Genomic DNA, 12,536 nt, shown 5'->3' with positions numbered 1-12,536 from the left:
GCATCAAGCCAACACTCCCACCACCGCGCCCATCAAGCAAGTCGTCAGCGTCCCCGATACGATCGACTTCAATCCCAGCGCGTTGATCTCCTCGCGCCGCTCCGGCGCCATCACGCCGAGGCCGCCGATCATGATGCCGAGGCTGGCGAAATTGGCGAAGCCGCACATTGCGTACAGCATGATCAGGCGCGAGCGCGGGTCGAGCGCATCGCCCGGCAGCTTCGAGAAGTCGACATAGGCGATCAATTCGTTGAGTACGGTCTTGGTGCCCATCAGGCTACCGGCCGTCACCGCCTGATCCCATGGCAATCCCATCAGCCAGCACACCGGCGCCATAACCAGCCCCAGCAGGCGCTGTAACGAGATCGCGGCGCCGCCAACGTTCGGCAGCAGGCCGAGCATAGCGTTGACGAGATAGACCAACGCGACCAGCACCAGCAGCATGGCGACGATGTTGATCAGCAGCTCGATCCCCGCGGTGGTGCCTTTCACGATCGCGTCCATTGTGCTGGAGACCTCCATCTCCGGATCTTCGAGCGTGCCGCCGGTACGCGTGTCGGAGGTTTCAGGCACCATGATCAGGCTGACGAGGATCGCGGCCGGCGCGCCCAGCACGGAGGCGATGACGAAGTGCGCGGCCGCGTCGGGAATGAGAGGAGCAAGGAGCGTCGCATAGAGCACCAGCACCGTGCCGGCGATTCCCGCCATGCCGCCGGTCATCACCAGGAATAATTCGCTGCGGGTCATCTGCTTCAGATACGGCCGCACGAACAGCGGCGCCTCGACCATGCCGAGGAAAATGTTGGCGGCGGTCGAAAGGCCCACAGCGCCGCCGACGCCGAGCGTCCGCTCCAGCAGCCAGGCCATGCCGCGCACGATCGGCGGCAGCACGCGCCAGTAGAATAGCAGCGTCGTCAGCACGCTCATCACCAGCACGATCGGCAGCGCCTGGAACGCCAGGATGAAATCGGCGCCAGGCACCTTGACGTCGAAGGGCAGGGCGCCGCCGCCGACATAGCCGAACACGAAGGCGGAGCCGGCGCGCGAGGCTGCCGAGATCGCACCGACCGCGTCATTAATGGCGCCGAAGGCGTGCGCGACGACCGGCAGCTTCAGGAGCACGATCGCGGTGACGAAGGTGGCGACGAGGCCGATCGCCACCTGCCGCAGCGACACCGCGCGCCGATTCTCCGCCAACGCGAAGGCGATCAACAGCAATGCGAAAATGCCGAGTGCCGATTGCAAGCGCAGCATAATGTCCCCAAACCCTCAATGATTATGGCCGTGCCGGCGCTGCAAAGGCAATGCCGGGGGCCGCCAGAAGCGCCCCACTGTTGACAAGCGGGGCCACCTCGGCCACGCGGGGGCCTTCGACAGTGAGGGGGCGAGCGGTCTGAGGGTGGCCCAAAAGGCGATGTCAGAGCAACCAATATCCGGACACCCGCCGGTCAGCGCCCGCGCGCTTCTCGCCCATCGCGCGTTCCTGTTCTTCCTGCTCTCGCGCAGCCTGTCGCGCTTTTCCAGCCAGATCGCGGCGGTCGCGATCGGCTGGCAGATCTACGATCTCACCGGCTCGGCCTTCGACCTCGGCATGGTCGGCCTCGTGCAGTTCCTGCCTACCGCGCTCCTGGTGTTCGTCGCTGGCCACGCCGCCGACCGCTATGAGCGCAAGCGCGTGGTCCAGCTCTGCCAGCTCGTTGAAGCGGCGACCGCGCTCTATCTCGCAATCATCACCTATCTCGGCGCGGTCGGCGAAGTCCAGATCTTCATCGCGACCTTCGTGCTCGGCATTGCCGGCGCGTTCGAGAGCCCGACCACGGCGGCGCTGCTGCCGCTGATCGCGCCGCAGGGCTCGCTTCAGCGCGCCACCGCCGTCTCCAGCGGCGCGGCGCAGGTCGCGACCATCACCGGGCCGGCGCTCGGCGGCTTCGCCTATGCGGTTTCCCCGCATCTCGCCTACGCCGTGATGGTGCTGTTCTGGATCTTCGGCATGATCCTGACCGGCTTCATCCGGCCGCGTCCGCAGGCGATCGCGAAGGAGGGGATGGACTCGGACAACATCTTTGCCGGCGTTCGCTTCATTCGCAGCAATCCGGCCATCCTCGGCACCATTTCGCTCGACCTGTTCGCGGTGCTGTTCGGCGGCGTCACCGCGCTGTTGCCGATCTATGCCCGTGACATCCTCCAGACCGGTCCGGTCGGGCTCGGCGTGCTCCGTGCCGCGCCGGCGGTCGGTGCGCTCCTGATGACCATGGTGCTGGCACGCCACGCCATCTCCAGGCACGTGGGCCTGCGCATGTTCCAGGCCGTGATCGTGTTCGGCCTCGCCACCATCGTGTTCGCGCTGTCCTCCTGGATGTGGCTGTCGGTGCTCGCGCTCGCCGTGCTCGGTGCCGCCGACACGATCAGCGTCGTGATCCGCTTCTCGCTGGTGCAGCTCTCCACCCCCGACGAGATGCGCGGCCGGGTCGGCGCGGTGAACTTCCTGTTCATCAACGCCTCGAACCAGCTCGGCCAGTTCGAAAGCGGTGTGGCCGCCGCGCTGCTCGGCGCCATGCCCGCCGCCGTGCTCGGCGGCGTCGCCACGGTTGCGGTGGCGCTGCTCTGGATGAAGCTGTTTCCCAGCCTGCGGCAGGTGGAGAGCTTGGAGTAGGCCTCCGCTCTCTCCACGTCATTGCGAGGAGCGAAGCGACGAAGCAATCCAGAATCTTGCCTCGGAGGCATTCTGGATTGCTTTGCTGCGCTCGCAATGACGATTGTTGAGATAGCTCGTGGACTTAACTCGCGTCACCCCCGCAGCCAAGCAGCAGCAGGCGCCTCTTGACGCCTACTGTGCATGGGGTTGTTTTCGCAATTTTAGCTTCAACCCCGTCCGACGAACGGCATCTTGGTTGCCATGACCGTCATGGTCAGCACGTTGGCGTCGAGCGGCAGGCCGGCCATGTAGGCCACGGCATCGCCGACCGCTTTCGCATCCATGCGCGGTTCGTGCTTGGTGGTGCCGTCCGGCTGCAGCACGCCGGGGCCGTTGACCATGCGATCGGTCATCGGGGTCGCGGCATTGCCGATGTCGACCTGGCCGACCGCGATGTCGTACATGCGGCCGTCGAGGTTGCTGGCCTTGGTCAGACCGGTGATGGCGTGCTTGGTCGAGGTGTAGGCCGCCGAGAACGGGCGCGGCGCATGCGCCGAGATCGAGCCGTTGTTGATGATGCGGCCGCCGCGCGGGGTCTGGTCCTTCATGATGCGGAAGGCGTGCTGGGTGCACAGGAACGGGCCGGTGAGGTTGGTGTTCACCACCGCCTGCCACTGTTCGAGGCTGAGGTCCTCGAAGTTCACCGCGGGAGCGCCCATGCCGGCATTGTTGAAGAGCACGTCGAGCCGGCCATAGGTGGCCTTCACCTTGTCGAACAGTGCGGCGATGGAATCCGGCTTGGTCATGTCGGCGGTGACGCACAGGCTTTTCCCGGCGGGACCGAGCTTCGCCGTCTCCTCGAGCATGTCGAGCCGGCGACCCACCAGCACCACGGTGAAGCCGGTGTTCATCAATGCCAGCGACGCGGCGCGCCCGACACCGGTGCCGGCGCCCGTCACCACTGCGATCTTGTTTGCTTCACTCATTGTTTCCTGCCTTTTCTCATGCTGTCAGGTTTTGGGTTCTTTTTCGTTCTTGTAGGGCGGCCGTGGAATGTTCTGGTGCGCCGCGCGCAGCGCCGCCGACCAGCGCGAGCGCAGATCGTGGAAATAGGGCTCGCCGGCCTCGATGCGATGGTTGAGATCGGCATCGCAGGCATCGGCGCGCACCACCAGCACGTCGATCGGCAGGCCGACGCCGAGGTTCGAACGCATGGTCGAATCCATTGAGATCAGGCCGGTCTTCAGCGCCTCGTAGAGCTCGACGTCGTAATGCATGGCGCGGTCGAGCACCGGCTTGCCGTATTTGTGCTCACCGATCTGCAAATACGGGGTATCGGTCGTGCACTCGATGAAATTGCCGGCGGTGTAGATCATGAACAGGCGCATCCGGGAGCCCTTGATCTGGCCGCCGAACAGGAACGAGACGTCGAACGAGACGTCCTCGGATCTCAGCGCCGGGCCTTCTGTGGCGTGCACCGCGCGGATGGCCCGGCCGATGCGCTGGGCGGCCTGGAACATGGTCGGCGCGTTCATCAGCGTCTCGACCTCGCCCGTGTTGGGGTCCTCCAGGCCTTCGGTCAGCGTGGAGAGCACGGACTGGCTGATGGCGAGGTTGCCGGCGCTGGCGATCGCCATGATGCGTTCGCCGGGCTTTGAGAAGATGTGCAGCTTGCGGAAGGTCGAGACGTTGTCGAGGCCGGCATTGGTGCGGGTGTCGGCGATCATCACCAAACCGTCCCGAACCAGGATTCCGCAACAATAGGTCATTTCCAGTCCCCGAACGCGTTTGCGCGGAATTACTAGCGAATTTCGGGAGCCGGTCCAACCCCCGATTCCCGGGGGAAGGTCGTCATTCCGAGGCGTGGCAGCCAGCTCTGCCGCTCAATCCGCGGCATCGACGAGAAACGCCTCGTCGACCGGCACGCCGAGCGCCGTGACCAGCCGGTTGGTCTCCGCGGCCATGCCGACGATGGCGAGCAGCTCGGCATATTCGGCCTCGGTCATGCCCTTGGCCCGCGCGGCGGCGGTGTGGGAGTGAATGCAGTAGCTGCAGCCATGCGCGATCGAAACCGCGACATAAAGCATTTCCTTGACCTTGGGATCGAGCGCGCCGGGAGCCATCACCTCCTTGATGCTTTCCCAGGTCCGCCGCAGCGTCTTCGGATCATGCGCCAGCGCGCGCCAGAAATTGTTGACGAAGTCCGACTTTCGCACCTTGCGGATATCGTCGAAGACGGCGCGCGCTTCGGTGGAGAGTTCATCGTCCGAAAGCAGTTTTACGGTGGCCATGGGTACCTCGCGGGGGGGCAGCTTCGATCCCCGCGAGTGTAGCACGACCGATGCGCTCGAACGGCTGCGCCTAGCTCTGCCGTTGGGATTGCGATTGCGACGGACCGCCGCGGCCGGCCTGCTCGACCTTCACGGCCACGGCCAGCGTCTCGGCGCCGCCGCCATAGCGGGTGCCGCGCACCGGGGCCGCGCCGAGATAGTCGAGCCCGATCGCGACGCGGACATGGGCGTCGGTGGCGCAGATGCTGTTGGCGGGATCGAAGCCGACCCAGCCGAGATCGGGCACAAAGGCTTCCGCCCAGGCGTGCCCGGCGTCCTGATGCACCGTGCCGTCCGCGCGCAGGAAGTGGCCGGAGACGAAGCGCGCCGGCACGCCGCCGGAGCGGGCGCAGGCAATGAAGATGTGCGCGTAGTCCTGGCAGACCCCGCGCTTGAGCGTGAACGCCTCCGCCGCCGAGGTGCCGCTGTTGGTCGGGTCCTCGTCGAACGTCATGTGATCGGCGATCTCGGTCATCAGCGTATGCAGGAAGCCGAGCGTGTCGCTCTCGGCCTCGCTGCGCAACTGGCGCGCGACCGCCATCATCGCGGGATTGACGGAGGTGAGGTCGGTGGCACGCAAGAACATGCCGGCCGGAAAGCGCTCGTCGGTCCCGCGCAGCACGCCGCCGGTGTCGTGGGTCTCGATCAGGCCTTCGGCGGTGATCTTGATATCGCCGACGGGCCCGCAGGACAGCACATGGGTGACGTTGCCGAAGGCGTCCTCGTGGGTGTCGAGCTTGGTGTCCGTCGAGACGTCGATCTGCCATTCCGCCACATATTGGCCGTCATGGCTGCCGGGCGTCATGCGCAGGATCTGGATTACGCTGCTGGCCGCCGGCTCGTAGCGATAGGTCGTGGTGTGCAGGATTCGCAGGCGCATGGTGGTTTTGATCCATTCCGGGCGATGCGTCAGCATCGAACTCTAGTGCGTAATTGCGCACTTGAGAATCTCGAGATTCCGGGTCTGGTCCTTCGGACCATCCCGGAATGACGGCGTTCATCAGATCAAATACTGCTTCGTGATAATTTCGCCCAGCCTGGAATTGTCGGTGATGAATTCCTGAATGAATTCATGCACGCCATGCTGGAAAATGTCGTTCATATTGCTGTGTTCCAGCCGGTTACGGATGCCGCGGGCGTGGCGCTGGGCCGGGCCCTGGCGGCCATAGGCGACGCCGATCTGGTCGAGGTTGCGCACGAGATTGCCGTAGCAACTGGCGAGCGAGCGCGGCAGCGTGTCGTTGAGGATGAGCAGATCCGCGATCAGCCACGGCTTCAGCGTCTCGCGATAGACCCAGTGATAGGCCGTCAGCGCCGAGACCGAGCGCAGGATCGAGCTCCACTGGTAGAAGTCCAGGGGACCACCGACATGCTCCTCCTCGGGCAACAGCACGTGATACTTCACGTCGAGAATGCGCGCGGTGTTGTCGGCGCGCTCCAAATGCACGCCCATCCGCGAAAACCAGTAGGCGTCGTTGCGCAGCATGGTCCGGTAGGCCGAACCGTCGAAGCGCAGCGAGGTCTCCTGGACAAAGCGCAGGAATTTTGCGAGGTCCTCGCGCGTCGAGGTGCCCTTGCTCCAGACCGCCTGAAGCTCGATCCAGGCCGAGTTGATGGTGTCCCACATCTCGCTGGTCAGCGCTGTGCGCACCGAGCGCGAGTTCAGCCGCGCCGCCTCGATGCAGTTCCTGATCGAGGATGGATTGTCCACGGAGAACGAGAGGTAGTCGACGACGTTGTGCTCGTTGGCTTCCTCGTAGGTCTGATAGAAGCTGGCGGCGACGCCGGCGGTGAGCAGCGCCGAGTCCCATTCATTGGTCTTGCCGACATAGGCGGCGGGAAGCGCGGTGACGCGCAGCGTCGCATCGATGGTGCGCGCGAGATATTCGGCCCGTTCGACGTAGCGGGCGAGCCAGTAGAGGTTTTCGGCGGTACGCGACAGCATCTGACTACTCGTCCAGGATCCAGGTGTCTTTGGTGCCGCCGCCCTGGCTCGAATTCACCACCAGGGAGCCTTCCTTCAGCGCGACGCGTGTCAGGCCGCCCGGCACGATAGTGGTGCTTTTGCTGCCGGTGAGCACGAAGGGCCGCAAATCGACATGGCGCGGGGCGAGGCCGGTTGCGGTGCAAGTCGGGCAGGTCGAGAGCGCGAGCGTCGGCTGGGCGATGAAGCCTTCGGGCTCGCGCTTGAGCTTCTCGCGGAACGCTTCGATCGTGGCCTTCGTCGCGGCGGGCCCGATCAGCATGCCGTAGCCGCCGGAGCCGTGCACTTCCTTGACGACGAGCTCGCTCAGATTGTCCAGCACATAGGCGAGATCCTTCGGCTCGCGGCAGCGCCAGGTCGGCACGTTCTTCAGGATCGGCTCCTCGCCGAGATAGAATTTCACGATATCCGGCATGTAGGAGTAGATTGCCTTGTCGTCGGCAATCCCGGTGCCGACGGCGTTGGCGAGCGTGATGTTGCCGGCCGCATAGGCCGACATCAGCCCGGGCACGCCGAGCACGGAATCGGGACGGAAGGTGAGCGGATCGAGGAAGTCGTCGTCGACGCGGCGATAGATTACGTCGACCCGCTTCACGCCTTCGGTCGTCCGCATGAACACTTCGTTGTTCTTGACGATGAGATCGCGGCCCTCGACCAGCTCGATGCCGAGCTTGTCGGCGAGGAAGGAGTGCTCGTAATAGGCCGAGTTGTAGACGCCGGGGGTGAGCAGGGCGACGGTCGGCTCGCCCGAGGCGCTCAGCGGCGCGACGGAGCGGAGCGCCGAGAGCAGCTCGTCCGGATAGCGCTCGACCGGCGCCACCTTGTGGCGGGCGAACAGATCCGGAAACAACCGCATCATGATCTCGCGGTTTTCCAGCATGTAGGACACGCCGGAGGGCGTGCGCGCATTGTCCTCGAGCACGATGAAGTCGTTGGCATCGACCCGGACGATGTCGATGCCGGCGATGTGCACGTAGACGTCGTGCGGCACCTGCTGGCCGTTCATCTCGGGCCGGAAGACCGGGTTCTGGAAGATCAGATCGTCGGGCACGATCTCGGCGCGCAGGACGTCGCGGCCGTGATAGATGTCGCGCAGGAACATGTTGAGCGCGCGCACGCGCTGCTTCAGGCCCTTCTCCAGCAGTGCCCATTCCTTGCCCGACATGATCCGCGGGATCACGTCGAAGGGGATCAGGCGCTCGGTGGACTCGGCCTCGCCATAGACCGCGAAGGTGATGCCGATGCGGCGGAACAGGAGCTCGGCCTCCTGGCGGCGATATTCGAGCGCCTCGGGAGGAGTCTCCTTGAGCCAGCGCGCCAGCTCCTGATAGGCGGGGCGAAGGTCCCCGCCGGGAATATTCATTTCATCAAACGCGACTGCCATAGATGCCGACTGTTCTCCGCAAGGCGTTGCGCCAATGGACAGGTCGCCAGGCCCTGGTGAAGCCGCAACGTCCTGACCATGCGGCAAGAGTGCATGACTTTCATGTGGTAGCAAGGGCCGGGCCAGCGCGATAAGCAGGGACTGGCAGCATTTGTCGGGGATGGCCGGCGGCTTGCCTGAAAAAATGGCTGAGGACTGCTTATTTCGACAGCAAAACCGCGTGACTTCAACGCGTTACCTCGGCAAAGTCGGCGCCACAGGTGAGGGACTTAAGTTATGAGCGAGATCGTCACGGCGGGCATTCTGGTCATTGGGGACGAAATCCTGTCCGGCCGGACCAAGGACAAGAATATCGGCTTCATCGCCGAATACCTGACCAATATCGGCATCGACCTGAAGGAGGTTCGGGTCGTCTCCGATGACGAGCCCGACATCATCGCTGCCTTGGATGCACTGCGGCATCGCTACACCTACGTCTTCACCACAGGCGGCATCGGGCCGACCCATGACGACATCACCGCCGACAGCGTCGCTAAGGCGTTCGGAGTCGGCATCGACCACCATCCGGAGGTGGTCGCCCGTTTCAAGGAGCGCTGGAGCGAGCAGGACCTCAACGAGGCTCGCTTGCGGATGGCCCGCATCCCCGACGGTGCCGAGCTGATCCAGAGCGCCACCATCCTCGCGCCCGGCTTCAAGATCGGCAATGTCATCGTGATGGCCGGCGTGCCCTCGATCATGCAGGCGATGATGGACATCGTCTCGCCCAAGCTGAAATCGGGCGTGCGCATGCTCTCCGAATCGGTCCGCGCCAATGCGCGGGAGGGCGACATCGGCAGCCCCTTACGCGCGATCGCCACCGCCCATCCCGACACCATCATCGGCAGCTACCCCTTCATGGACGAGGAGCAAAAGCCGAATACGAACCTCGTGGTGCGCTCGCGCGATGCGGACAAGCTCGCGGCAGCAATGGCCGCGGTGAAGGAAATGCTGGCAGGATTGAACATCACCCGTTAGCAGAGAATTGCCGGCAGGCGAAGCAGGAGACGACAATGGCTGGTGAAGCACCGGAACTGAGTGCGCAGGAGCGGGCGGGCAAGGCCTTCCCGGTCTCGTGGGACCAGTTCCACCGCGACTGCCGGGCGCTCACCTGGCGGCTCAACGAAGTCGGCCCGTTCCACGCCGTCATCGCGATCACCCGCGGCGGCCTGGTGCCGGCCGCCATCGTGGCGCGCGAGCTTGGCGTGCGCATCATCGATACGGTCTGCGTCGCCAGCTACGACCACGACAAGCAGGGCGACCTCCAGGTCCTCAAGGGTATTTCGGAACAGGCCATGAAGCTTGGTGGTGGCACCGGCAAGGGGCTGTTGATCGTCGACGATCTCGTCGACACCGGCAAGACCGGCAAGCTGGTGCGCGAGATGTTGCCCGACGCACATTTCGCTACCGTCTATGCCAAGCCGAAGGGGCGCCCGCTCGTCGACACCTTCATCACGGAAGTTTCGCAGGACACCTGGATCTTCTTCCCCTGGGACACCGCGCTGTCCTACCACCCGCCGCTGCGCGACGGCGCGGCGTGATCAAAGGCGAATGGCGAATGGCGAATGGCAGCCCCTCCACTCGCAATTCGCCATTCGCTACTCGCCCTCTCCAAAACCGTGTCACACCGACCGGCGACATTATCGCCACCCCGCGTCGCGGCTTGTTCACCGGCAATCGCGGCATCATCCATGATCCCGCAACGAAGACGCTGCTGAACAAGCGCTGGTCGTCGCCGGCGTGGATTACGTGCTTGTGCGAATTCCGCGGCTGGCGGCGGCCGGTGATGGCGCGGCGCAGCTGGACCGAGCTATTCTTCCTCGACGAGGCCACCGCGTTTGCCGCGGGCCATCGTCCCTGCTTCTTCTGCCGCCGCGAGGATGCCAACCGCTTTCGCGCGGCGTGGGAGGTGGGGAATGGCGTGAGCAAGGTGAGCGCGAAGGCGATGGACGCCGAGCTGCACCTGGAGCGTCTGGATCATGGCCGCAAGCGCCTGCACGCGCCGCCGGTGCCGCTGGCAGAATTGCCCGACGGCGCGATGGTTCAACGGGGCGAAGACAGCTTTCTGGTGGTGCAGGGAAGGGCGCTGCTTTGGTCGCCAGCCGGCTATGCCCGCGCCGAGCACGAGCTGGAGAGCCCAATGCTGCTGACGCCCCCGTCTACACTGCGTGCACTGAGCGCCGGATATCAACCGGCGCTGCATCCGACCGCTCTGGACTAGCAGAGCGGCCTGCGGATCCCGGCCCTCACCCCAGCTTCTCGCGCGCCAGCGCGGCACCCGCGCCGAGCGCCATCAGCTTGGCTTCGGCGATCTCGCGCCGCATCGGCGCCATGCCGCAATTGGTGGTGGCGATGATGTTGCTCTTCGGCACGAATTTCGACACCGCGTCGATCACCTTCACGACATCCTCTGCGGTCTCCACGGTGTCGCTGGCAACGTCGATCACGCCGGCCTGCACGATCTTGTTCTTCAAGAGCGCGAGCAGATCGAGCGGCACTTTCGAATTGCGGCATTCGATTGCGACCTGCTGGATCGGGCTGGCGTCGATCGCCGGAAAGATCTGCTCATACTGCCGCCATTGGCTGCCCAACGTTTCCTTCCAGTCGGTGTTGGCCTTGATGCCGTAGCCGTAGCAGATGTGCACGGCGGTGGCGCAGGTGAGGCCCTGCGCAGCGCGCTCCAGCGCCTTGATGCCCCAATCGTTGACCTCGTCCATGTAGACGTTGAAGGCGGGCTCGTCGAACTGCACGAGATCGACGCCGTCGGCCTGCAATGCCTTGGCCTCCTCATTCAAAAGCTCGGCGAAGGCAAACGCCATCTTGACGCGGTCGCCATAGTAGCGATCGGCAATGGTGTCGATGATGGTCATCGGGCCGGGCAGGGTGAACTTCAGCTTCCTCTTCGTGTGCGTGCGCGCCGCGCGCGCCTCGAAGGCATGGACGCGCCCCTTGAGCCGAAGCGGGGCGACCACCTGCGGCACCATCGCCTTGTAGCGGTCCTTGCGGATGCCCATCTCGACCTTGTGCGCGAAATCGATGCCTTCGATCTTCTCCAAAAAACCGTGCACGAAATGCTGCCGGGCCTGCTCGCCCTCGGTGAGGATGTCGATTCCGGCGTCCTCCTGGATCTTCAGCCAGATCAACGTCGCGTCGCGCTTGGCGCGGAGCAACTCGTCGCCCTGCGACTTCCAGGGCGCCCAGAGCATATTGGGTTCGGCAAGCCATTCCGGCTTCGGCAAGGAGCCGGCAATCGTGGTTGGAAACAGCATGGCGGCCCTCCGGCGGGTTGTGTTGCGCCCCTTCCTGCCATGTCCTAACGTCAAGGTACAGAACAACAAAAGTCGTTATTTTAGCTGGCGGCATCGGCAGGGAAGGCCAAAGGATGCCGAGGGAAACGTCATGATCGATCTCCATTACGCGCCGACGCCGAATGGCTGGAAAATCTCGATCATGCTGGAAGAGCTCCGACTTCCCTATGTCGTGAAGCCCGTCGACATCCGCGCCGGCGAGCAGTTCAGCCCCGAGTTTCTGGCGATCTCCCCAAACAACCGCATCCCCGCGATCGTCGATCACGCACCCGCCGACGGCGGCGGGCCGTTCTCGGTGTTCGAGACCGGCGCAATTCTGATTTATCTCGCGGAGAAGACCGGCCGCTTCCTGGCCGCTGACTTGCGCGGCCGTTCCACTACAATTCAATGGGTGATGTGGCAGATGGCCGGTCTTGGGCCGATGCTCGGCCAGCACGGGCATTTTGCGCTCTATGCGGCGGAGAAGATCCCCTATGCGATCGAGCGCTATCGCGACGAGGCGGCCCGGCTCTACGGCGTGCTCGACCGGCAGCTGGAGAAGACCGGCGCCTATGTCGCCGGCGACTATTCCATTGCCGACATCGCCTGCTTCCCCTGGACCATGACCCACAAGGCGCAGGGCTTTACGCTCGACGACTATCCGAATGTCAAACGCTGGTATGCCGACGTCCGCGCCAGGCCGCAGGTGCAGGCGGGGCTTGCGATCGGAAAATTCGTGAAAGAGCCGTTCGACGAGGAATCACGCAAGATCATGTTCGGCCAGCGTGCGAAGGAAGTGTTGGGAAGGAAGTAGTGCCTGTCCCTCATGGTGAGGAGCGCCATAGGCGCGTCTCGAACCATGAAGGCCCGACTGTCACCC

13 protein-coding genes are annotated in these 12,536 nt (G+C 64.4%); 5 read left to right on the top strand and 8 right to left on the bottom strand.

Features of this window, described 5'->3' with window-relative positions:
- Positions 1 to 3: 3 nt before the first annotated feature.
- On the bottom strand, positions 4 to 1,254 hold the full coding sequence (locus GGD65_RS06900; RefSeq protein WP_018322063.1) for a NupC/NupG family nucleoside CNT transporter: 1,251 nt from the start codon (positions 1,252 to 1,254) through the stop codon (positions 4 to 6).
- Positions 1,255 to 1,414: 160 nt separating this feature from the next.
- Here GGD65_RS06900 and GGD65_RS06895 point away from each other — a divergent pair, with 160 nt between their 5' ends.
- A complete protein-coding gene (locus GGD65_RS06895) occupies positions 1,415 to 2,653 on the top strand; it encodes an MFS transporter (RefSeq protein WP_183234724.1) in 1,239 nt (412 codons plus the stop codon).
- 209 nt (positions 2,654 to 2,862) lie between these two features.
- On the opposite strand, the gene GGD65_RS06890 is transcribed toward GGD65_RS06895, so the two are convergent.
- The 6 genes from GGD65_RS06890 to GGD65_RS06865 form a co-directional block, all read right to left on the bottom strand.
- Entirely contained in the window at positions 2,863 to 3,621 is a 759-nt protein-coding gene (locus GGD65_RS06890; RefSeq protein ID WP_018322065.1) for an SDR family oxidoreductase, read from the bottom strand.
- A gap of 24 nt (positions 3,622 to 3,645) precedes the next feature.
- Positions 3,646 to 4,404, bottom strand: a complete 759-nt coding sequence (locus tag GGD65_RS06885) for a proteasome-type protease (RefSeq protein WP_092259186.1) — start codon at positions 4,402 to 4,404, stop codon at positions 3,646 to 3,648.
- Positions 4,405 to 4,518: 114 nt separating this feature from the next.
- The gene (locus GGD65_RS06880) at positions 4,519 to 4,926 is read right to left on the bottom strand and encodes a carboxymuconolactone decarboxylase family protein (protein ID WP_018322067.1); all 408 of its coding nucleotides are present in this window, start codon (positions 4,924 to 4,926) and stop codon (positions 4,519 to 4,521) included.
- A gap of 70 nt (positions 4,927 to 4,996) precedes the next feature.
- Positions 4,997 to 5,845, bottom strand: coding sequence for a transglutaminase family protein (locus GGD65_RS06875; protein WP_183234973.1), 849 nt, complete (start codon positions 5,843 to 5,845; stop codon positions 4,997 to 4,999).
- 120 nt (positions 5,846 to 5,965) lie between these two features.
- Positions 5,966 to 6,910 carry an alpha-E domain-containing protein gene (locus GGD65_RS06870; protein WP_018322069.1) on the bottom strand — a complete coding sequence of 315 codons (945 nt, stop codon included), beginning with the start codon at positions 6,908 to 6,910 and terminating at the stop codon, positions 5,966 to 5,968.
- 4 nt (positions 6,911 to 6,914) lie between these two features.
- Positions 6,915 to 8,333, bottom strand: coding sequence for a circularly permuted type 2 ATP-grasp protein (locus GGD65_RS06865; RefSeq protein ID WP_183234723.1), 1,419 nt, complete (start codon positions 8,331 to 8,333; stop codon positions 6,915 to 6,917).
- 276 nt (positions 8,334 to 8,609) lie between these two features.
- Between GGD65_RS06865 and GGD65_RS06860 the strand changes: the two genes are divergently transcribed.
- Genes GGD65_RS06860 through GGD65_RS06850 form a run of 3 tightly spaced genes read left to right on the top strand, consistent with a single transcriptional unit; the run spans position 8,610 to position 10,590 of the window.
- Entirely contained in the window at positions 8,610 to 9,347 is a 738-nt protein-coding gene (locus GGD65_RS06860; protein ID WP_018322071.1) for a molybdopterin-binding protein, read from the top strand.
- A 35-nt stretch (positions 9,348 to 9,382) separates the two neighbouring features.
- A complete protein-coding gene (gene gpt, locus GGD65_RS06855) occupies positions 9,383 to 9,910 on the top strand; it encodes a xanthine phosphoribosyltransferase (protein ID WP_018322072.1) in 528 nt (175 codons plus the stop codon).
- A gap of 17 nt (positions 9,911 to 9,927) precedes the next feature.
- The gene (locus tag GGD65_RS06850) at positions 9,928 to 10,590 is read left to right on the top strand and encodes a hypothetical protein (RefSeq protein WP_183234972.1); all 663 of its coding nucleotides are present in this window, start codon (positions 9,928 to 9,930) and stop codon (positions 10,588 to 10,590) included.
- Between the two features lie 25 nt (positions 10,591 to 10,615).
- On the opposite strand, the gene GGD65_RS06845 is transcribed toward GGD65_RS06850, so the two are convergent.
- Entirely contained in the window at positions 10,616 to 11,638 is a 1,023-nt protein-coding gene (locus GGD65_RS06845) for a methionine synthase (RefSeq protein ID WP_092259190.1), read from the bottom strand.
- 130 nt (positions 11,639 to 11,768) lie between these two features.
- Between GGD65_RS06845 and GGD65_RS06840 the strand changes: the two genes are divergently transcribed.
- A complete protein-coding gene (locus GGD65_RS06840) occupies positions 11,769 to 12,470 on the top strand; it encodes a glutathione binding-like protein (RefSeq protein ID WP_018322075.1) in 702 nt (233 codons plus the stop codon).
- Positions 12,471 to 12,536 lie beyond the last annotated feature (66 nt).

The organism is Bradyrhizobium sp. CIR18, assembly GCF_014198295.1.
Classification (GTDB): domain Bacteria; phylum Pseudomonadota; class Alphaproteobacteria; order Rhizobiales; family Xanthobacteraceae; genus Bradyrhizobium.
Note: the sequence above shows the minus strand (reverse complement) of the source record. Positions and strands in the feature narration are given on the sequence as shown.

Coding starts and splice junctions, on each gene's coding strand:
- GGD65_RS06890 (WP_018322065.1), bottom strand. CDS start 3,621: ATGAGTGAAGCAAACAAGATCGCAGTGGTGACGGGCGCCGGCACCGGT.
- GGD65_RS06875 (WP_183234973.1), bottom strand. CDS start 5,845: ATGCGCCTGCGAATCCTGCACACCACGACCTATCGCTACGAGCCGGCG.
- GGD65_RS06870 (WP_018322069.1), bottom strand. CDS start 6,910: ATGCTGTCGCGTACCGCCGAAAACCTCTACTGGCTCGCCCGCTACGTC.
- GGD65_RS06840 (WP_018322075.1), top strand. CDS start 11,769: ATGATCGATCTCCATTACGCGCCGACGCCGAATGGCTGGAAAATCTCG.
- gpt (WP_018322072.1), top strand. CDS start 9,383: ATGGCTGGTGAAGCACCGGAACTGAGTGCGCAGGAGCGGGCGGGCAAG.
- GGD65_RS06895 (WP_183234724.1), top strand. CDS start 1,415: ATGTCAGAGCAACCAATATCCGGACACCCGCCGGTCAGCGCCCGCGCG.
- GGD65_RS06880 (WP_018322067.1), bottom strand. CDS start 4,926: ATGGCCACCGTAAAACTGCTTTCGGACGATGAACTCTCCACCGAAGCG.
- GGD65_RS06860 (WP_018322071.1), top strand. CDS start 8,610: ATGAGCGAGATCGTCACGGCGGGCATTCTGGTCATTGGGGACGAAATC.
- GGD65_RS06900 (WP_018322063.1), bottom strand. CDS start 1,254: ATGCTGCGCTTGCAATCGGCACTCGGCATTTTCGCATTGCTGTTGATC.
- GGD65_RS06885 (WP_092259186.1), bottom strand. CDS start 4,404: ATGACCTATTGTTGCGGAATCCTGGTTCGGGACGGTTTGGTGATGATC.
- GGD65_RS06845 (WP_092259190.1), bottom strand. CDS start 11,638: ATGCTGTTTCCAACCACGATTGCCGGCTCCTTGCCGAAGCCGGAATGG.
- GGD65_RS06850 (WP_183234972.1), top strand. CDS start 9,928: ATGGCGAATGGCAGCCCCTCCACTCGCAATTCGCCATTCGCTACTCGC.
- GGD65_RS06865 (WP_183234723.1), bottom strand. CDS start 8,333: ATGGCAGTCGCGTTTGATGAAATGAATATTCCCGGCGGGGACCTTCGC.